The 19723-nt window shown below is 62.9% G+C and carries 17 protein-coding genes; 10 read left to right on the top strand and 7 right to left on the bottom strand.

The window, feature by feature from the left end; genetic code table 11:
* Window positions 1-57 precede the first annotated feature (57 nt).
* The 5 genes from lpdA to ACNFCI_RS06405 all read left to right on the top strand — a co-directional run bounded on the left by lpdA (window position 58) and on the right by ACNFCI_RS06405 (window position 6333).
* Window positions 58-1494: a dihydrolipoyl dehydrogenase gene (gene lpdA / locus ACNFCI_RS06425; RefSeq protein ID WP_084854665.1), complete on the top strand. Its 1437-nt coding sequence runs from the start codon at window positions 58-60 to the stop codon at window positions 1492-1494.
* A gap of 171 nt (window positions 1495-1665) precedes the next feature.
* Window positions 1666-2832, top strand: a complete 1167-nt coding sequence (sucC, locus tag ACNFCI_RS06420) for an ADP-forming succinate--CoA ligase subunit beta (RefSeq protein ID WP_011534748.1) — start codon at window positions 1666-1668, stop codon at window positions 2830-2832.
* Window positions 2832-3716, top strand: coding sequence for a succinate--CoA ligase subunit alpha (gene sucD, locus ACNFCI_RS06415; protein WP_084854666.1), 885 nt, complete (start codon window positions 2832-2834; stop codon window positions 3714-3716). The genes sucC and sucD overlap by 1 nt, the downstream gene beginning before the upstream one ends.
* Window positions 3717-4090: 374 nt before the next feature.
* Window positions 4091-5404, top strand: a complete 1314-nt coding sequence (gene brnQ / locus ACNFCI_RS06410; protein ID WP_084854667.1) for a branched-chain amino acid transport system II carrier protein — start codon at window positions 4091-4093, stop codon at window positions 5402-5404.
* Window positions 5405-5583: 179 nt separating this feature from the next.
* Window positions 5584-6333, top strand: a complete 750-nt coding sequence (locus ACNFCI_RS06405; RefSeq protein WP_084854668.1) for a DUF599 domain-containing protein — start codon at window positions 5584-5586, stop codon at window positions 6331-6333.
* A 66-nt stretch (window positions 6334-6399) separates the two neighbouring features.
* On the opposite strand, the gene ACNFCI_RS06400 is transcribed toward ACNFCI_RS06405, so the two are convergent.
* Complete coding sequence (locus tag ACNFCI_RS06400; RefSeq protein ID WP_084854669.1) at window positions 6400-6645, bottom strand: hypothetical protein; 246 nt, start codon at window positions 6643-6645, stop codon at window positions 6400-6402.
* 159 nt (window positions 6646-6804) lie between these two features.
* On the opposite strand from ACNFCI_RS06400, the gene ACNFCI_RS06395 reads away from it, so the two are divergent.
* The 4 genes from ACNFCI_RS06395 (at window position 6805) to ACNFCI_RS06380 (ending at window position 10519) form a co-directional block, all read left to right on the top strand.
* Entirely contained in the window at window positions 6805-7281 is a 477-nt protein-coding gene (locus ACNFCI_RS06395; RefSeq protein ID WP_368829637.1) for a PaaI family thioesterase, read from the top strand.
* The gene (locus tag ACNFCI_RS06390) at window positions 7278-7736 is read left to right on the top strand and encodes a PaaI family thioesterase (protein WP_324812232.1); all 459 of its coding nucleotides are present in this window, start codon (window positions 7278-7280) and stop codon (window positions 7734-7736) included. The genes ACNFCI_RS06395 and ACNFCI_RS06390 overlap by 4 nt, the downstream gene beginning before the upstream one ends.
* Before the next feature lie 94 nt (window positions 7737-7830).
* A complete protein-coding gene (gene htpG / locus ACNFCI_RS06385; RefSeq protein WP_084854672.1) occupies window positions 7831-9735 on the top strand; it encodes a molecular chaperone HtpG in 1905 nt (634 codons plus the stop codon).
* Window positions 9736-9793: 58 nt separating this feature from the next.
* Window positions 9794-10519 (top strand): dienelactone hydrolase family protein, encoded by a 726-nt coding sequence (locus ACNFCI_RS06380; RefSeq protein ID WP_084854673.1) that lies wholly within the window; start codon window positions 9794-9796, stop codon window positions 10517-10519.
* A gap of 58 nt (window positions 10520-10577) precedes the next feature.
* Here ACNFCI_RS06380 and ACNFCI_RS06375 read toward each other — a convergent pair whose 3' ends face one another.
* On the bottom strand, window positions 10578-11441 hold the full coding sequence (locus tag ACNFCI_RS06375) for a pirin family protein (protein WP_324812237.1): 864 nt from the start codon (window positions 11439-11441) through the stop codon (window positions 10578-10580).
* A 117-nt stretch (window positions 11442-11558) separates the two neighbouring features.
* Between ACNFCI_RS06375 and ACNFCI_RS06370 the strand changes: the two genes are divergently transcribed.
* Window positions 11559-12566: an amidohydrolase family protein gene (locus ACNFCI_RS06370; RefSeq protein ID WP_368829636.1), complete on the top strand. Its 1008-nt coding sequence runs from the start codon at window positions 11559-11561 to the stop codon at window positions 12564-12566.
* Window positions 12567-12614: 48 nt separating this feature from the next.
* Here ACNFCI_RS06370 and fabB read toward each other — a convergent pair whose 3' ends face one another.
* The 5 genes from fabB to ACNFCI_RS06345 form a co-directional block, all read right to left on the bottom strand.
* The gene (gene fabB / locus ACNFCI_RS06365; protein ID WP_084854676.1) at window positions 12615-13835 is read right to left on the bottom strand and encodes a beta-ketoacyl-ACP synthase I; all 1221 of its coding nucleotides are present in this window, start codon (window positions 13833-13835) and stop codon (window positions 12615-12617) included.
* A gap of 11 nt (window positions 13836-13846) precedes the next feature.
* Entirely contained in the window at window positions 13847-14362 is a 516-nt protein-coding gene (gene fabA, locus ACNFCI_RS06360; protein WP_043211383.1) for a 3-hydroxyacyl-[acyl-carrier-protein] dehydratase FabA, read from the bottom strand.
* Between the two features lie 294 nt (window positions 14363-14656).
* Window positions 14657-16579, bottom strand: coding sequence for an ATP-binding protein (locus ACNFCI_RS06355; RefSeq protein ID WP_324812244.1), 1923 nt, complete (start codon window positions 16577-16579; stop codon window positions 14657-14659).
* Complete coding sequence (locus tag ACNFCI_RS06350; RefSeq protein WP_084854678.1) at window positions 16576-17466, bottom strand: ABC transporter substrate-binding protein; 891 nt, start codon at window positions 17464-17466, stop codon at window positions 16576-16578. Before ACNFCI_RS06350 ends, ACNFCI_RS06355 begins: the two co-directional genes overlap by 4 nt.
* On the bottom strand, window positions 17466-19619 hold the full coding sequence (locus ACNFCI_RS06345) for a TonB-dependent receptor plug domain-containing protein (RefSeq protein WP_368829635.1): 2154 nt from the start codon (window positions 19617-19619) through the stop codon (window positions 17466-17468). The genes ACNFCI_RS06350 and ACNFCI_RS06345 overlap by 1 nt, the downstream gene beginning before the upstream one ends.
* Window positions 19620-19723: the final 104 nt, after the last annotated feature.

The following is a 19723-nucleotide window of genomic DNA, read 5'->3' as shown; positions in this document are numbered from 1 at the left end:
GGGAGTGCGTCGCTTGCCGCTTGAGGCTTGCCGCTTGAAGCTTAAAAGGAATCTTTTATGACCCAGAAATTCGACGTGGTAGTGATTGGTGCAGGTCCTGGCGGCTACGTGGCCGCGATCAAGGCTGCTCAGCTCGGCCTCAAGACCGCCTGCATCGAGAAATACACCGACGCCGAGGGCAAGCTGGCCCTGGGCGGTACCTGCCTGAACGTGGGTTGCATTCCTTCCAAGGCCCTGCTGGACAGCTCCTGGAAGTACAAGGAAGCCAAAGAGAGCTTCAACGTCCACGGTATCTCCACTGGCGAAGTGAAGATGGACGTCGCCGCGATGGTTGGCCGTAAGGCTGGCATCGTCAAGAACCTGACCGGTGGCGTCGCCACCCTGTTCAAGGCCAACGGCGTGACCTCGATCCAGGGCCACGGCAAACTGCTGGCCGGCAAGAAGGTCGAAGTCACCAAGCCCGACGGCACCACCGAAGTCATCGAAGCCGAGAACGTGATCCTGGCCTCCGGTTCGCGTCCGATCGACATTCCGCCGGCTCCGGTCGACCAGAAAGTCATCGTCGACTCCACCGGCGCCCTGGAATTCCAGACCGTACCGAAGCGTCTGGGCGTCATCGGCGCTGGCGTGATCGGCCTGGAGCTGGGTTCGGTATGGTCGCGCCTGGGTGCCCAGGTCACCGTCCTGGAAGCCCTGGATACCTTCCTGATGGCCGCCGACACCGCGGTTTCCAAGGAAGCCCAGAAGACCCTGACCAAGCAGGGCCTGGACATCAAGCTGGGCGCCCGCGTGACCGGCTCGAAGGTCAACGGCGAAGAAGTCGAAGTCACCTACACCGACGCCAATGGCGAGCAGAAGATCGTCTTCGACAAGCTGATCGTCGCCGTCGGCCGTCGTCCTGTGACCACCGACCTGCTGGCCGCCGACAGCGGCGTGACCATCGACGAGCGTGGCTACATCTACGTCGATGACCACTGCGCCACCAGCGTACCGGGCGTCTACGCCATCGGTGACGTGGTGCGTGGCCTGATGCTGGCCCACAAGGCTTCGGAAGAGGGCATCATGGTCGTCGAGCGCATCAAGGGCCACAAGGCCCAGATGAACTACGACCTGATCCCGTCGGTCATCTATACCCACCCGGAAATCGCGTGGGTCGGCAAGACCGAACAGGCGTTGAAAGCCGAGGGCGTTGAGGTTAACGTGGGCACCTTCCCGTTCGCGGCCAGCGGCCGTGCGATGGCTGCCAACGACACCGGTGGTTTCGTCAAGGTCATCGCCGATGCCAAGACCGACCGCGTACTGGGCGTTCACGTGATCGGCCCATCGGCTGCCGAACTGGTGCAGCAGGGTGCGATCGCGATGGAATTCGGTACCAGCGCAGAAGACCTGGGCATGATGGTGTTCAGCCATCCGACCCTGTCCGAAGCGCTGCATGAAGCCGCGCTGGCCGTGAATGGCGGTGCCATCCACGTGGCCAACCGTAAGAAGCGTTAATTATAAGAAACCACGGCGGGCTGCCCGTCGTGGGTCTTGCGTGCAAGACTCACCGCGGAACGTCCGCCGGACCGGGCCACCGGGATAACCCGGGGCAAACGGTCACAGGTGGCGCGGCGCCAGAAATGGCGCAGCGCCGAAGCGCAGTACCTAACGAAGACGGTAAAAAGCATGAATCTTCACGAGTATCAGGGTAAACAGCTGTTCGCTGAATACGGCCTGCCAGTTTCCAAGGGTTTCGCAGTCGATACCCCTGAGCAAGCTGCAGAAGCCTGCGACAAGATCGGCGGCTCGGAGTGGGTGGTAAAAGCCCAGGTCCACGCCGGTGGTCGCGGTAAAGCGGGCGGCGTCAAGCTGGTTCGCAGCAAAGAAGACGCCAAGGCGTTCGCTGCGCAGTGGCTGGGCAAGAACCTGGTTACCTACCAGACCGACGCCAATGGTCAGCCAGTCTCCAAGATCCTGGTCGAATCCTGCACTGACATCGCCAAGGAACTGTACCTGGGCGCTGTAGTCGATCGTTCGAGCCGTCGTATCGTGTTCATGGCCTCCACCGAAGGTGGCGTGGACATCGAGAAAGTCGCTCACGAAACTCCCGAGAAGATCCTCAAGGCTACCATCGACCCGCTGGTCGGCGCCCAGCCGTTCCAGGGTCGTGAGCTGGCATTCCAGCTGGGTCTGGAAGGCAAGCAGGTTCAACAGTTCGCCAAGATCTTCGTAGGCCTGGCCAAGCTGTTCAAGGACCACGACCTGGCCCTGCTGGAAGTCAACCCGCTGGTCATCAAGGCCGACGGCGACCTGCACTGCCTCGATGCCAAGATCAACATCGACGCCAACGCCATGTACCGTCAGCCTAAGCTGAAAACCTTCCACGATCCTTCCCAGGACGACGCTCGCGAAGCTCACGCCGCCAAGTTCGAACTGAACTACGTGGCGCTGGAAGGCAACATCGGCTGCATGGTCAACGGTGCCGGCCTGGCCATGGGTACCATGGACATCGTCAACCTGCACGGCGGCAAGCCGGCCAACTTCCTCGACGTTGGCGGTGGCGCTACCAAGGAGCGTGTGACCGAAGCGTTCAAGATCATCCTGTCCGACAGCAATGTCGCGGCCGTTCTGGTCAACATCTTCGGCGGCATCGTTCGCTGCGACATGATTGCCGAAGGCATCATCGGTGCAGTGAAGGAAGTCGGCGTCAAGGTTCCGGTCGTCGTTCGCCTCGAAGGCAACAACGCCGAACTGGGCGCTAAAGTACTGGCAGAAAGCGGTTTGAACATCATTGCGGCAACCAGCCTGACCGACGCTGCTCAACAAGTTGTCAAAGCTGCGGAGGGCAAGTAATGAGCGTCCTGATCAATAAAGACACCAAGGTCATCTGCCAGGGCTTCACCGGCTCGCAGGGTACTTTCCACTCCGAACAAGCCATCGCCTACGGCACCAAGATGGTCGGCGGTGTAACCCCAGGCAAGGGTGGCACCACCCACCTGGGCCTGCCGGTGTTCAACACCGTCAAGGAAGCCGTCGAGGCGACCGGCGCCGAAGCTTCGGTGATCTACGTTCCGGCTCCGTTCTGCAAGGACTCGATCCTGGAAGCGGCCTTCGGTGGCATCAAGCTGATCGTCTGCATCACCGAGGGTATTCCTACCCTCGACATGCTGGACGCCAAGGTCAAGTGCGACGAGCTGGGCGTACGCCTGATCGGCCCTAACTGCCCAGGTGTCATCACCCCGGGCGAGTGCAAGATCGGCATCATGCCAGGCCACATCCACCTGCCGGGCAAGGTCGGTATCGTTTCCCGCTCCGGCACCCTGACCTACGAAGCGGTCAAGCAGACCACCGACGCCGGCTTCGGCCAGTCGACCTGCGTCGGTATCGGCGGTGACCCGATCCCGGGCTCCAACTTCATCGACATTCTGAAGCTGTTCCAGGAAGACCCGCAGACCGAAGCGATCGTCATGATCGGTGAGATCGGCGGTTCGGCCGAAGAAGAAGCCGCGGCCTTCATCAAGGCCAACGTGACCAAGCCTGTCGTTTCCTACATCGCCGGTGTTACCGCACCTGCGGGCAAGCGCATGGGCCACGCTGGCGCCATCATTTCGGGTGGCAAGGGCACTGCGGACGAGAAGTTCGCCGCCCTGCAAGACGCCGGTGTCAAGACCGTGCGTTCCCTGGCTGACATCGGCAAGGCCCTGGCCGAGCTGACCGGCTGGGAAATCAAGAAGTAAGTAACACGCAATACCCCCCACGCAACACAAAGGCCACCTTCGGGTGGCCTTTGTGTTTTCAGGGCCGGTGCTGGCAACGATTTTTTCGATGGGTTTGATAGGTATTTTCTGACAGACGCTGGTCGATGCTCCGGTGAGAATAGCCGCTGTACAGAGTCACCCAGACGACAAGAACATACGCACATCGGACAAGCACGTCTGTCCCAGTGCGTTTGCCGGGTAAAACGGTTAACCTACGCCCTCACTCTGTGCCCGTCCCCCAAAAGGGAACGACACGCTAAACGGGTCTGGCTCACCAAGCCGGGCAGCATTTCCCTCACCCATGGGGAAATCCCCTCACGAATCCCGATTTCAGCAGTGTGGTACTTCCTTAAATGAAAGTGTTAAAAGGCCAGGACATCCTGGCACTTGGCTTTATGACGTTCGCATTGTTCGTCGGCGCCGGCAATATCATCTTCCCGCCCATCGTAGGCCTGCAGTCCGGCCCGCATGTATGGATGGCGGCCCTAGGCTTTCTGGTCACCGCAGTCGGCCTGCCGGTCATCACCGTGGTCGCCCTGGCCAAGGTGGGCGGCGGCATGGACGCGCTGAGTAGCCCGATCGGCAAGTTCTTCGGCGGCCTGCTGGCAGCTGTGTGCTACCTCTCGGTAGGCCCGCTGTTCGCGACTCCGCGCACCGCTACCGTGTCGTTCGAAGTGGGCGTGGCACCGCTGACCGGTGAAAGCCCGTTGGCGCTGTTCATCTACAGCCTGGTGTATTTCGCCGTGGTACTGGCCGTGTCGATGTATCCGACCAAGCTGCTCGACACCGTCGGCCGCTTCCTCGCGCCGCTGAAGATCATCGCCCTGGCGGTGCTCGGCATCGCCGCGTTCGCGCTGCCGGCCGGCACCATCGGCGAGGCGCAGCCGCAATACGTGGCCGCACCGTTCTCCCAAGGCTTCGTCAACGGCTACCTGACCATGGATACCCTGGGTGCCCTGGTATTCGGTATCGTCATCGTCAACGCCATCCGTTCGCGCGGTGTCGAGTCGCCGAAGCTGATCACCCGCTACGCCATCATCGCCGGCCTGATCGCCGGTGTCGGCCTGGCGATGGTGTATGTCAGCCTGTTCCGCCTGGGCGCGGGCAGCCATGACATCGCCATGGGTGCCTCCAATGGCGCGGCCGTCCTGCATGCCTACGTGCAGCACACCTTCGGTTCGCTGGGCAGCGGCTTCCTCGCGGTACTGATCGCCCTGGCCTGCCTGGTCACCGCCGTGGGCCTGACCTGCGCCTGTGCCGAGTACTTCAGCCAGATCCTGCCGCTGTCGTACCGCACGCTGGTGGTGATTCTGGCCGGCTTCTCGCTGTTGATCTCCAACCTGGGTCTGACCAAGCTGATCATGTTCTCGATCCCGGTGCTCACGGCCATCTACCCGCCGTGCATCGTTGTCGTAGGCCTGAGCTTCGTCAAGGAGCTGTGGAATTCGCCCGTGCGCATCCTGGCGCCGGTGATGCTGGTATCGCTGCTGTTTGGCCTGGTCGACGCGATCAAGGGCAGCAGCCTGGCACACATGCTGCCGGACGCCATGGCACACCTGCCGCTGAGCGACCAGGGCCTGGCCTGGCTGGTGCCTTCGGTGGTCACCTTGGGCCTGGCCGTGGCATGCGACCGCATGCTGGGCAAGCCGCGCGAGGCGTTGGCCTGATGTGTTGATGCCAACTGCTGGTGCCGGCCACAAGCCCGAGGGCACCAGCCTTGGTTGAAACCCTGACCCCGTGTCTATCCGGACACGGGGTTTTTTATTTCCGGTGCGTGCCTTTTCCCGGCCCTGGGCGTCGAAAGCCGGTCTATATCATTCACCGTGCCTGAACGATAGGAACCTGCATGAACTTCATCCAAAGCAACCTGAGCAATGTGCTCGCCATCTGCTGGTTCGCCCTGTGCTGGGGCGGCTACACCCGCTACGCCATCTGGAAGGGCCGCGACACGGCCTGCCTGGCCAGCGTACTGCACTTGTACCGGGAAGACTGGATGCGACGCATGTTGCTGCGCGACAACCGTATCGCCGATGCCAGCGTGATCGGCAACCTGGAGCGCAACGCGTCGTTCTTCGCCTCGAGCACGCTGATCATCCTGGCGGGCATCCTGACGGTGCTGGGCGCCTCTGATCGCGCGCTGTCATTGCTGGCTGACCTGCCGTTGGTGCAGGAGGCGTCGCAAGGCGTTTCCGAGCTCAAACTGCTGTGCCTGGCAATGGTGTTCGTGTATGCGTTCTTCACGTTCAGCTGGTGCATGCGTCAATACAACTTTGCAGCGGTGTTGGTCGGGTCGGCGCCGATGATCGGCGAGCGCCTGGTCAATGAATTGGAACGCAAGGCATTTGCTTCCCGTGCCGCGCGTGTACTGTCGCTGGCGGCGAATCAGTTCAACTTCGGCCTGCGTTCCTATTATTTCGGCATGGCGATGCTGAGCTGGTTCATCAGCCCATGGTTGTTCATGGCCATGAGTGTGGGGGTGGTGTGCATTCTGTATCGCCGTGAATTCCATTCCGACGTGCTGGACGTCATGGTCTTCACGCCAACCGAAAGTGCGCCGGCGGAGGCGGGCAAGGACAACGTCACTGGCATAGGCTGAAACGTTTTATTAAAAAGACCAGGCATAAAAAAACCCGGCGATCGCCGGGTTTTTTGTGGGTGTTGCTTACTGCTTGGCTGGCTCGCTTGGGGCGGCTTCCGGAGCAGGAGTGGCTTCTGGAGCCGGAGTAGCAGGAGCAGCTTCCGGAGCAGGAGCAGCCGGGGCAGCTTCTGGAGCCGGAGCAGCAGGAGCGGCTTCCGGAGCGGCTTGCTCGGTCTTGGTTTCCGGAGCTTTCTCTTCGTTCGCCTTGTCACAAGCGGCCAGGCCCATGGCAGCGGCCAGCATCAGGGCAAAAGCAAAAGGTTTACGCATGGGGGTGTCTCTCCTTGTGGAATAACTTACTTGTTCCATTTGAGCTCAAGTAAGCGGAATTAGTTCCGCGCAGATTACAGATATATCGCGAGCGGATCTAGATAGACTTTTCACTGAATTTGTGCAGAGTGAACATCTTCACGAAAAATAAGGTTGCCCATGTCTGATAACGACCTGATGGCCATGGCCGAACGCTTTCTTTCGGCATTGAAACATTGCCAGCGCTTGCAGATGCAGGTGCATCATGCCAATACCGAAGGCATTACGCTGGTACTGCCCTGGTCGCCGTCGATCGTAGGTAATCCGCAAACGGGCGCGGTGCATGGCGGCGCCCTGACCACCTTGATGGATACTACCTGTGGTATGGCCACGCTCTGCGTGTTGCCCACGTTCGAAGTGTGCCCGACCCTCGATCTGCGTATCGACTACATGCACCCGGCACAAGCCGGCAAGCCTATATATGGTCATGCCCAATGCTACCGAGTGACCCGGGACGTGATCTTCACTCGCGGTACGGCCTACCAGGACGGCCCGGCCCAGCCGATCTGCCATGTGGTTGGCACCTTCATACGCCTGGGCCAGGACATCAAGGGCGGCATCCGCTTCGGCAATACGCTCAAGGAGGGCCGCCCATGATTCCCCGGGACGTTCGCCAGCGCCTCAATGAAGCGCATGCAATAGGCGACTATGAGCCGTTGCTGGCGTTGATTCCCTACGCCGGGCTGATCGGCATCGAATGCGCGCGCGAGAACGACGACCTGCTGTTTCGCCTGCCGGCCAACCCGGACAATATCGGCAACCCGCTGCTGCCGGCGATCCATGGCGGGGTGATCGCAGGCTTCATGGAGCTTTCGGCGGCGTTGTACCTGCTCATCTACAGCGAAAGCGCGAGCATCCCCAAGATCATCGATTTTTCCATCGATTACCTGCGCGCCGGCCATTACCGTGACACCTTCGCCCGCTGCCAGCTGTGGCGCCAGGGACGGCGGGTGACCAATGTCGCCATCACGGCCTGGCAGGCCGACCCTGCGTCGCCGATCGCCACGGCACGGGCGCATTTCAAGATCGAACCGGAAAAGCCCTTGAAATAGTCCGGGCTGCCCCCATCTGCTGGACATCCGCCGCCGAAAGCAGCCTAACAGGGCGCAAGGCGACAACTGCCATCAGATCGGAGTGTTGAAGACCATGAGTGTGGAAACTCAAAAGGAAACCCTGGGCTTCCAGACCGAGGTGAAGCAGCTGCTGCACCTCATGATCCATTCGCTGTATTCGAACAAGGAGATCTTCCTGCGCGAGCTGATCTCCAACGCCTCCGACGCCGCCGACAAGCTGCGTTTCGAGGCCTTGGCCAAGCCCGAGCTGTTCGAGAATGATGCCGACCTGAAGATCCGCGTGAGCTTCGACAAGGACGCCGGCACCGTGACCCTCGAGGACAACGGCATCGGCATGAGCCGCGAGGACGTCATCACCCACCTGGGCACCATCGCCAAGTCCGGCACTGCCGACTTCATGAAGAACCTGACCGGTGACCAGAAGAAAGACTCGCACCTGATCGGCCAGTTCGGCGTCGGCTTCTATTCGGCGTTCATCGTCGCCGACAAGGTCGATGTCTTCAGCCGCCGCGCCGGCTTGCCGGCCGCCGAGGGCGTGCACTGGTCGTCCAAGGGCGAGGGCGAGTTCGAAGTCGCCACCGTCGAGAAACCACAGCGCGGTACCCGCATCGTCCTGCACCTGAAAAAAGGCGAGGAAGAGTTCGCCGACGGCTGGCGCCTGCGCAACGTGGTCAAGAAGTACTCCGACCACATTGCCCTGCCGATCCAACTGCCCAAGGAACAGGCTGTCGCAGAAGGCGAGGAGCAGCCAGCCGAGGAATGGGAGACCGTCAACCGCGCCAGCGCCCTGTGGACCCGTCCGCGTACCGAGATCAAGGACGAGGAATACCAGGAGTTCTACAAGCACATCGGCCATGATTTCGAGAACCCGCTGGCCTGGAGCCACAACAAGGTCGAAGGCAAGCTCGAATACAACTCGCTGCTGTACGTGCCGGCCCGTGCGCCGTTCGACCTGTACCAGCGCGAAGCGCCACGCGGCCTGAAACTGTACGTGCAGCGCGTGTTCATCATGGACCAGGCCGAATCGTTCCTGCCGCTGTACCTGCGCTTCATCAAGGGTGTGGTCGACTCCAACGACCTTTCGCTGAACGTTTCCCGCGAGATCCTGCAGAAGGACCCGATCATCGATTCGATGAAGTCGGCCCTGACCAAGCGTGTGCTGGACATGCTGGAAAAACTGGCCAAGAACGAGCCGGAGCAGTACAAGGGCTTCTGGAAGAACTTCGGCCAGGTGATGAAGGAAGGCCCGGCCGAGGACTTCGCCAACAAAGAGAAGATCGCAGGCCTGTTGCGCTTCGCCTCGACCTCCGACGACAGCGGCGAGCAGAGCGTTGCCCTGGCCGACTACCTGGCTCGCGCCAAGGAAGGCCAGGACAAGATCTATTACCTGACCGGCGAGTCCTATGCTCAGGTCAAGAACAGCCCGCACCTGGAAGTCTTCCGCAAGAAAGGCATCGAGGTCCTGCTGCTGACCGATCGCATCGACGAGTGGCTGATGAGCTACCTCAACGAGTTCGATGGCAAGGCCTTCGTCGACGTCGCCCGTGGTGACCTGGACCTCGGTGCCCTGGATTCGGAGGAAGACAAGAAGGCCCAGGAAGAAGTCGCCAAGGAGAAGGAAGGCCTGGTCGAGCGCCTGAAGACTGCCTTGGGTGACAGCGTCGCCGAGGTGCGCGTCTCGCACCGCCTGACCGACTCGCCGGCGATCCTGGCCATCGGTGAGCAGGACCTGGGCCTGCAGATGCGCCAGATCCTCGAGGCCAGCGGCCAGAAGGTGCCTGAATCCAAGCCGATCTTCGAGTTCAATCCGGGCCACCCGCTGATCGAGAAGCTGGACAACGAACAGAGCGAGGACCGCTTCGCGGAGCTGTCGCACATCCTGTTCGACCAGGCGGCCCTGGCGGCCGGCGACAGCCTGAAGGACCCGGCGGCCTACGTTCGTCGCCTGAACAAGCTGCTGGTCGAGTTGTCTGCTTGAGTTGATGCAAGGAAAGCCCGCTTCGGCGGGCTTTTTTCATGGTGCAAGGAGGAGTTTGATGAGCAAGGTAATCGTCGAGTCGCTGGTCTATCACCTGGCCGGCAAGGCCTACGAGAGCCGCCTGGTCTACGCGCCAGGTGCACTGCCGCAGCCGGGCCTGGTGATGGCGCCGAACTGGATGGGCATCGGTGAGGGCGCCGAGCGGATCGCCAAGGAAGTCGCCAGCCAGGGCTACGTGGTGTTGATCGCCGACCTGTACGGGCAGTCGCTGCGGCCTTCGAATGCGGACGAGGCTGGGGCGGCGATGATGCCGCTCAAGAACGACCGCGCCGAGCTGCGCAAGCGCATGGAAGAGGCTCTGGCGCAGCTGTTGGGGCAGTCCAAGGCATTGCTGGCTCCGGGCAAGGTCGCGACCTTCGGCTTCTGCTTCGGCGGTTGTTGTGCCCTGGAGCTGGCCCGTACCGGTGCCGACCTGCAGGCTGCGGTGTCGTTCCACGGCACCCTGGATACGCCGAACCCGGCCGATGCCAAGCGCATCAAGGGCTCGGTGCTGGTGCTGCATGGTGCGTCCGACCCGCTGGTGCCCAAGGAGCAGTTGCCGGCGTTCGAGGACGAGATGAATGCTGCCAAGGTGGACTGGCAGCTGCTGAGCTACGGCGGCGCGGTGCATTCGTTCACCGACCCTGCGGCCAATGTGCCAGGCAAGATGCAGTACGACCGGCGCACGTCCGAGCGCGCCTTCCGAGCGATGTTCAACCTGCTGGATGAAGTGTTCCAGAAGTAGTGCGTTACCTTCATCGCGGGGCAAGTCGGACCGCGATGAAGGCGGCTTGTTGTCGCGCCTAGCGCGGCAGTTCGATCCGCGAGGTCTCCCCCGGTACCTTGGGCCAATCTCCCGCAGCCCATCTGGCTCGGGCCTGCTCGATCAACTCCGGGTCACTGGCCACGAAGTTCCAGTTCATCCGCCGCGGCCCGTCCAGCGGCGCACCACCGATCAACACCAGCTGGCATTCGCCTTGCGCGTACAGTGTCACTTCCTCGCCTTCCGGCAGCACCAGCAGATTGCAGGGCTCGACTTCGTCTTCTCCCACCAGCAGTTCGCCATCGAGCAGGTACAAGGCACGCTGGGCATGTTCGGTGGGCACCGTCAGCGTGGTCGCCGCCTGCATCTGCACCAGGGCATACAGGGTAGGGGAGAGCACCGGTACCGGAGATTGCAGGCAAAAGCCTTGGCCGGCAATCATGCAGATGCGCACGCCCAGGTTGTCGCTGACCGGCAGGCTGGCCGCCGGGTGATGGCTGTAGCTCGCAGGCCCTTGCTCGAACGCCCTGGGTGAAGCCAACCAGACCTGCAGACCGTGCAGGCGCGAGCCGGCGGCGAAGGCATCGGCCGGCGTACGTTCGACATGGGCCACGCCGCTGCCTGCGGTCATCCAGCTCACGTCGCCGGGCAGTACGCGCTGCTCGGAGCCCAGGCTGTCCTTGTGCAGGATCTGGCCTTCGAACAGGTAGGTCAGGGTCGACAGGCCGATATGCGGGTGCTGACGGATGTCCATGCCGTTGCCGGGGGCGTAGTCGGTTTCCAGCATGTGATCGAAGAACACGAAGGGGCCGACGCTACGGCACTGGGCCGACGGCAGCGGGCGCAGGATGGGCTGGCCCTCGACCGATTCGGCGCGTGGGTGGATGACCAGGGGGCGGCTCATGGCAGGGCTCCAGGCAGGCAACGGATGTCCCTAGCATAGCGGGTTGGGGCGCAGCGCTGAACCGCCTGGCTTACCTGTCGGTCTACTGTTTTCGTACGCCCGAAAAGGACATTGCCCATGATTGTCAGAGCGCTGACTTGCTTGCTGTTGTCGGGAGGGTTGTGCCTGGCGGTGCAGGCTCGCGATTACCGCTACAGCGACGCTCACCTGCACTACGTCGATTTCTTCCAGGAAAGCGAAGGCATGCCGGCATTGCTCCAGGCAATGGATGCGGCGGGCATCGACCAGTCGATGATTTCCGGCATTCCGGTGGCCAAGAAATGGCACGAGGACGAGCCCAAGCGCCCCCGCTACTACGCAGGCGACGACGCCGAAGCCTACTGGTACAGCGCCACTGATCTCTATGTGGCCGCGGCGCTGGAGAAACTGCCGGCCGAGCAGCGGCGGCGCTTTCACCCGTTCATCAGTGGCTTCAACCCGGTGGACAAGAATGCCGTGCATCATGTCGAGCGAATGCTCGAACTCTATCCCGGCCTGTGGCAGGGCATCGGCGAGGTGTTCACCCGCCACGACGACCTGACCGCCTTGACCAGCGGCGATACCCCACGGGCCAATAACGAGGCCATGACCCGCATCTATCATCTGGCCGCCGAGCACGACCTGCCGGTGCTGATCCATTCCAACATCACCTCCAAGCGCGAACGCAACCCGCTCTACTTGGCTGAGATCGAGCAGCCGCTGCGCGACCATCCGCATACCCGCTTCATCTGGGCCCATGCCGGTACCAGCATGGAGATCCACCGGCACCAGACGCAGATGAAATTCCTTCTGCCTGTGGTCACCCGGCTGCTGGAGACCTACCCGAACCTCTATATCGACCTGTCCTGGAGCATGCGCGAGCCTTACCTGCTCGATGAGCATGGCAAGCCGCGCAAGGTGTGGCTGGCGCTGGTCGAGCGCTTCCCCGAGCGCTTCATGCTCGGCTCCGATGTGGTGGGGCGCTTCTCCAGCCTCGGCGAGCAGATGAAGGGCTTCGACCCGTTCCTGGATGCGCTGCCTGACGAGGTGGCCCACAAGGTGGCGCGGGAGAATTTCCTCAGCGTATTGCCTGGGGTGCACAAATGAAAACGCCCCGAACCAGTCGGGGCGTTTTCGTTACGGCGGCGTCGGCTGTTACTTGCCTGTCCAGCGCTTGAGCACCAGGGTGGCGTTGGTGCCACCGAAGCCGAAGCTGTTGCTCATGACCGTATCGATCTTGGCGTTTTCTTCGGTCTTGCGCAGGATCGGCAGGTCGGCGACCTCCGGGTCCAGCTCGTCGATGTTGGCGGAGCCGGCGATGAAGTTGTTTTCCATCATCAGCAGGCAGTAGATCGCCTCGTGCACGCCTGCGGCGCCCAGCGAGTGGCCCGACAGGCTCTTGGTCGAGCTGATCTTCGGTGCCTTGTCGCCGAACACTTCACGCACGCCCTTGATCTCGGCGACGTCGCCGACCGGGGTGGAGGTACCGTGGGTGTTCAGGTAGTCGATCGGGGTGTCGACGGTGGACAGCGCCTGCTGCATGCAGCGGATCGCGCCTTCGCCGCTCGGAGCGACCATGTCGTAGCCGTCGGACGTCGCGCCGTAGCCAACGATTTCGGCGTAGATCTTGGCGCCACGGGCCAAGGCGTGTTCCAGCTCCTCGACCACCACCATGCCGCCGCCGCCTGCGATGACGAAGCCATCACGGTCGGCGTCGTAGGCGCGCGAAGCCAGTTCAGGGGTTTCGTTGCGCTTGGTCGACAGGGCGCCCATGGCATCGAACAGGAACGACTGGCTCCAGTGCTCTTCTTCACCGCCGCCGGCGAAGACGATGTCCTGTTTGCCCCACTGGATCTGCTCCAGGGCGGTGCCGATGCAGTGTGCCGAAGTGGCGCAGGCCGACGAGATCGAGTAGTTGATGCCCTTGATCTTGAACGGGGTGGCCAGGCACGCCGACACGGTGCTGCCCATGGTGCGGGTGACGCGGTACGGGCCGACGCGCTTGACGCCTTTCTCGCGCAGGGTGTCCAGGGCTTCCATCTGGTTCAGGGTGGAGGCACCGCCGGAACCTGCCACCAGGCCGGTACGCGGGTTGGAGACTTGCTCCTCGGTCAGGCCGGCGTCCTTGATCGCGTCCTGCATCGCCAGGTAGGCATAGGCAGCGGCGTGGCCGACGAAGCGATAGACCTTGCGGTCGATCAGCTCTTCGAGGTTGAGGTCGATGGAGCCGGAAACCTGGCTACGCAGCCCCATTTCCTTGTATTCCGGGTTGTAACGGATACCCGGACGGCTGTTGCGCAGGTTTTCGGTGACGGTAGCTTTGTCATTGCCCAGGCACGATACGATGCCCAGACCAGTGATAACGACGCGGCGCATGCGAATAACCCTTAGAAATTGTCAGTGGAGGTGAACACGCCGACCCGCAGGCCTTCGGCGGTGTAGATCTCGCGACCGTCGACGCTGACCGAGCCATCGGCGATGGCCATGTTCAGCTTGCCCTTCAGGACGCGCTTGATGTGAATGTTGTAGGTGACCTTCTGAGCCGACGGCAGTACCTGGCCGAAGAATTTCACTTCGCCCGAGCCCAGGGCGCGGCCACGGCCCGGCAGGCCCTGCCAGCCGAGGAAGAAGCCGACCAGCTGCCACATGGCGTCCAGGCCCAGGCAGCCCGGCATGACCGGATCGCCTTCGAAGTGGCAGGCGAAGAACCACAGGTCCGGATTGATATCCAGCTCGGCGACCAATTCACCTTTGCCGTACTTGCCGCCTTCGGCGCTGATATGGGTGATGCGATCGACCATCAGCATGTTCGGGGCGGGCAGTTGCGCATTACCTGGGCCGAACAGCTCACCGCGACTGCAGCGCAGCAAATCTTCCCGAGTAAAGGCGTTTTGTTTGGTCATGCGAGCTCCTCAATAATCCCCGTGCGGCTGGGGCTGAATCTTCCCGGCCGGCCCGACGTACGTTGAGTCCGGGGCGGCAGCCTACAAGTAGACTATTGCGTTGTGGTGAAAGTCACAGCGCACCTGGCAAAGAAGTACAGGTGTGCACTGAAACGCTTATTTTCAGGGCCTGGGCGGGTCCTGTCTAGTGGCCAGGGCGCGAATTCCGATGCTTGCGTCGCCAGGCGACCCCCTCCATGACATCGAACGAGCCTCGCCCGGCCCATATTTCCCCTAGACTGACGCATTTGCGCGCTAATCGCCAGTGGCGGCTGTCCGGCCGGACAACCAGTGTTGCAGCACCTGCTGCAACTCCGTGCGTTTGAACGGCTTGCTCAGGTAGTCGTTCATGCCCGCGGCCAGGCACCGCTCGCGGTCGCCCTGCAACGCGTTGGCGGTCAGGGCGATGATCGGCAGCTGTGCGGTATCCGGCAGCAGCCGAATGCGCCGGGTGGCCTCATAGCCGTCCACCACAGGCAGGCGGCAGTCCATCAGGACGGCGGCGAACGACTGCTGGGCGACCTGGTCCACCGCCTGGGCACCATCGCTGGCGATGCTGACATCGAAGCCCAGGCTGCGCAGCATGGCATCGATGACGCTCTGGTTGACTGGGTTGTCCTCCACCAGCAAGATGCGTCCGCCTTGCAGCGGCGTGTGGCGCTCCGTGTTGGTGCTGGGCAGGGCTGCCGAGGGCGAGGCCAGGGGCAGGGGGATTTCCAGGGTGAAGGTCGAACCCAGGCCCTCGCGGCTTTCGCCACGCAGTTGCCCACCCATGCGTTCGGCCAGGGTGCGCGCGATCGCCAGGCCCAGGCCGGTACCGCCATAGCGCCGGGAAATCGAACTGTCGGCTTGCTGGAACGCCACGAACATCATTTCCAGCCGGTCGCTGTCGATGCCGATGCCGGTGTCGCGTACTGCACAGGTGAACCACGCCAGCTGCGGGTCGAGCATGTGCCAGCGGGCGTCCACCTCCACCTGGCCTTGTTCGGTGAACTTCAAGGCGTTGCCGATCAGGTTCAGCAGGATCTGGCGGATCCGGGTCGGGTCGCCGGTGACCTGCAACCGGTCGATCCCTGGCAGCAGTTGCAGGCGCAGGTCCAGCCCGCGCTGCTGGGCACTGTGCTGGAACGACTGCACGCAATTGGCGACCAGCTCGCCGAGGTTGAAGCCGATCTGCTCCAGCTCCACGGCGGTGCGCTCGATGCGCGAGAAGTCGAGGATGTCGTTGATCACCTTGAGCAGGTGGCCGGTCGATTCGCTGGCCACTGCGGTGTAGTCGGCCTGCTCGCTGGTCAGCTGGGTGGTCTCGAGCAGCTGCAGCATGCCCAGCACGCCGTTCATGGGGGTACGCAGTTCGTGGCTCATCATCGCCAGGAAGTCCGACTTGGCCCGGTTGGCCTGCTCGGCCTCTTCGCGGGCCTGGGTCAGCTGGGCGATGGCCTGCTTCTGTTCGGCGCTGGCCTGGTCCAGGGCGCTGGCCAGGTTGTTGATGTGGCGGGCCAGGTGACCCAGTTCACTGTCGTCGACCACCGGCAACGGCACGTTGAATTCACCCTTCTGGATGGCCTTGACCGCATGCCCCATGTCGCTGATCGGCTTGGCCAGGCTCATGGCCAGGCGCCGCGCGAGGAGGAAGGTGAACAGCAGGGCGAACAAGGCCAGGATGCCCGCCTTGGTGACGATTTCCTGCTGGCGCTGGCTGAATGCGTCGTCTGACATGCCGACGATGACGCGGCCCAGGTAGTCGTCGCCGACGCTTGGGACGGGCGTGTTGCCTTCTTGCAGGAAGTCGTTGTCCAGGCGGATCTGCTGCAGGCGTATCGGCGCCTGGAACACTTCCACACGCTGGGCTCGGTTGATGTTCTCGCCGTTCTGCTCGACGTACACCAGGATATGGTTGCGGCTGTCCTGGACTTCCAGAAAGCGCACGTGGGGAATGCTCAACGTGGCCCGCATCAGGCTCTCCAGCACCTCGTTGTTACCGGAGATCACGCCGTACTCCGAGGCAGGCGCCAGCTGGTTGGCGATCAGCTGGCCGGTATGGTTGAGCTCCTGGCGCAAGTCCTGGATACGCACGAAGGTGAAGAAGCTGATCAGCAGCAAGGTGAGCAGCAGGGCAGGGCCCAGGCTGATCATCTGGGTGCGGGTATGGATGTCCCAGCTCAGGCGGTTGCTCATGGCAGGGGTTCTCCTTCGGCCAGCACCACGGCCGCGGCCTCGGCGTCGATCGGCTCAAGGCCCAGGGCACGCGCCACCTGCTGGTTGCCGGTCACCCCATAGTGCGCGGGGTAGTGGCTGCGTGGCCAACTGGCTGGAGGGCGGTCGAGCAACTGATCGAGTACGGCCAGCCAGTCGTCCTGGTCGCTGAAGGTACTGGCCAGGGCCCCGGCGCGGACGAAGCCGGCATTCGGGCCTACCAGCGCCATCTGCCGGCCATAGGTGCTGAGCAGGACGTTCTTGGCGGTCTTGGAGTTGTACAGGTCCGGGTCGTCGATCCCCAGCAGAACGTCGCTGTTACCCAGCAGGCGTTGCAGGGGCCGGCTGTCACGTGGGTCCGGCCAGTCCTGGGCGACGATCTCCAGGCCCAGCGGACGGGCTGCCAGGCGCAGCTCGTCAAGCAGGAAGCGGCTGTGCTCGCCATACAGCACACCGACCCGGCGTGCCTGGGGCAGCAGGTAACGAACCAGGCGCAACTGCCGAGCGGGCGGTGGGTCGCTCCACAACAGGCAGAGGTACGCCGGCCGCGACTTTCCCAGGCGTTGTTCGGCCTGTACACGGCTGACCCTCAGGGCCAGGGCAGGCGGCCCCACAGCCTCGCCCAGGCGCCACTCCAGGGCCGCGACATCGAGCAACACCAGGCGCACGTCGGCCTTCAACTGGCCGGGCCGCGGCAGATCCGCCACGGCCTTGAAGTGCACCTGATCCTGAGGGCGGTGCGCTTGCAGGGCGCTGACGAAGCTGCGGATGCCCGGTTGGTCGCTGGCCCCGACCAGCAGCACCTCACTGGCCGATACCGTACCCAGCGGCCAGAGGCAGAACAGCAACAGGCGCAGCAACAGGCGCATCAGAACTCGAGCTCCGCGCTGACACTCAGGCGATGGCGGCTGTCGTAGCGGTTCTGTTCGATGGTGACCGGCTCGTCGTCCAGGCGTTGCTGCCACAGTGCAGCCAGCTCAAGGCTGGTGCCCTGGAAGCGAAAGCGCTTGGCCAGGCGCAGGTCCATGCGCTCGTAGCGGTAGCCGTTGAGGGCGTCGTCGCCGTAGTAGAAGAGGGCGCTCGACCAGCCCTCGCCCCAATCGCGCATCCAGCCGGCCGAACCGCTGTTGCGCGCGCTGAGGCGGCGGTCGTTGGGGTTGCTGGCCCAGGCGTCGACGTAGGCGTAGGTCAGGCGCAGGCGGTCGTGCAGGGTCGGGCGCCAGTCCAGTTGCGCCTCGCTGCCACTGAAACGGGCCTTGTTGGCATTGCTGGCGATGTACTGGTTGTTGCGCAACGGCTCGCTGATCATTCCGGTGATCTCGTCGTAGAACAGCTTCACATCCATGCTCAGGTCGATGTCGCTGAAGTTGCCGTTGTAGCCCAGCTCGCGCGAGCGCATGCGCTCCTGGTCGAGGTTGCCCGGGCCGCGGGTCTTGACGAAGTATTCGCCGCTGTTGAACCCGTAGATGTTGTTGCTGAGGTTGTCGACGGTGTAGCTCCAGTTGACATTGTTCTCGAACATGTCCGGCGAACGCACGGCCTCGGAGTACACCGCACGCAACCCATGGCGTGGGGTGATCAGGTAGTTGACGGCCATGCGTGGCGTCAGTGAACTGCCGGAAAGCCGCGAGTCTTCGAACATCGCACCGCCCTGGACGATCCAGTGTTCGTTCGCGCGCCATTCCAGTTGGCCGAACAGGCGCCAGGTCTGGTCGTCCAGGCTGCCGTTGAAGTAGGTCTGCGAATCGGCACGGTCGTAACGGTAGTTCATGCCGCTGAGCAGACGCAGGTTTTCGGTCAGGCTCAGGGTGTCCTGGATCTCCAGGTCGAAGCGGCTTTCGCGGGTACTTTGGTCGACATCGCCGCAGACGGTGTCGCTGGCACCGTTGCTCCATTCACTCTGGACCTGGTCGAGCAGGTCGTTGAGCACCGGGTCGCTCGTGGTGGGCAGGCTGTCCTTGCCCTTGTTGATGTTGCGCGCCACGCGTTCAGCGAAATTCGGGTCCAGTTGCCACATCCGCGTCATCTGCGGGCTGAACGCCAGCGCGGCATCACAGGCGCGCCAGACCTGCTCGCGCTCGAAATGCTGGGCCGAGCTCTGGATATAGAAGCTGTGCTCGGGGTTGAAGTCGATGTTCCAGCGTATCGAGCCTGCGTAGTCCTTGGCGTTGACGTCGGCATTGTCACCGGTGAGGGTGTTGCGAAACACCGGCTGGTAGGTATACGGGCGCTGGTTGCTGCCTTCCTTGGCCGCCAGTTGCCACTCCAGGGTCTGGTTCATGGCCAGGTTGTGGCTGGCACTGAGGTTGAAGCGGTTCAGGCGACGGCTGTCACGGTAGTCGTTGCCGAACTGGTCCGAATCGAAGCCATCATCCTGCATGCCCGACAGCGACAGGCGCATGTCACCGCCTTCCCAGCCAAAGCCCTGGCTGGCGTAATAGTCATTGATGCCATCCTGGCCACGGGTCACCTTAAGCCGGGTGCCGTGGCTGTCGGCCGGATTGCGGGTGAGGATGTTCACCACCGCCATCAGCGCGTTGGCGCCATAGCTGACGGTATTGGGGCCGCGGAACACCTCGATGCGGTCGATGTCCTCGATCGCCAGCGGGATGTCGCTCCAGTCCACCGTGGCCAGGCCCGCGCGGTACACCGAGCGGCCATCGATCAGCACCTGCATGCGCCGGGCATCGCTGACGTTGCTGCCGTGGTAGTTGACCGTCGGCTGGTTGCCGGCACCGTAGCCGACCATCATGCCGGGCACCAGGCGCATCAGTTCGGGGATATCGCGCGCGCCGCTGGCGCGGATCAGCTCGGCGTCGAGCACGGTCATGCTGCCGGGTACGGCCGCCGGGGATTGTTTGAGGCGGGTTGCGGTCAGAACCTGGGGCAGGTCCTGGTTGTCGAGGAACATGTCGTCGGCCACGGCCGGGCCGCCCACGAGGGCAGTCAGCAACAACAGGCGCGGGAAGGGTGGCGTGCCAGGGAACACGGTACGGCCTTGTTTCGGGGATGAAACAGGCATGTTAACCGACCGTTTGGGTTTTGCCAGTGCTCTGTGCTGCCCATGCCCTGTTTGCGACAGCTCTGACACTGGCCCTGTCGCATACGCACCGTATAATGCCCCGG

Source organism: Pseudomonas sp. NY15356, from assembly GCF_048068175.1.
Classification (GTDB): Bacteria; Pseudomonadota; Gammaproteobacteria; order Pseudomonadales; family Pseudomonadaceae; genus Aquipseudomonas; species Aquipseudomonas putida_K.
The sequence above is the reverse complement of the archived record's forward strand: the minus strand, read 5'-3'. Positions and strand labels throughout refer to the sequence as shown.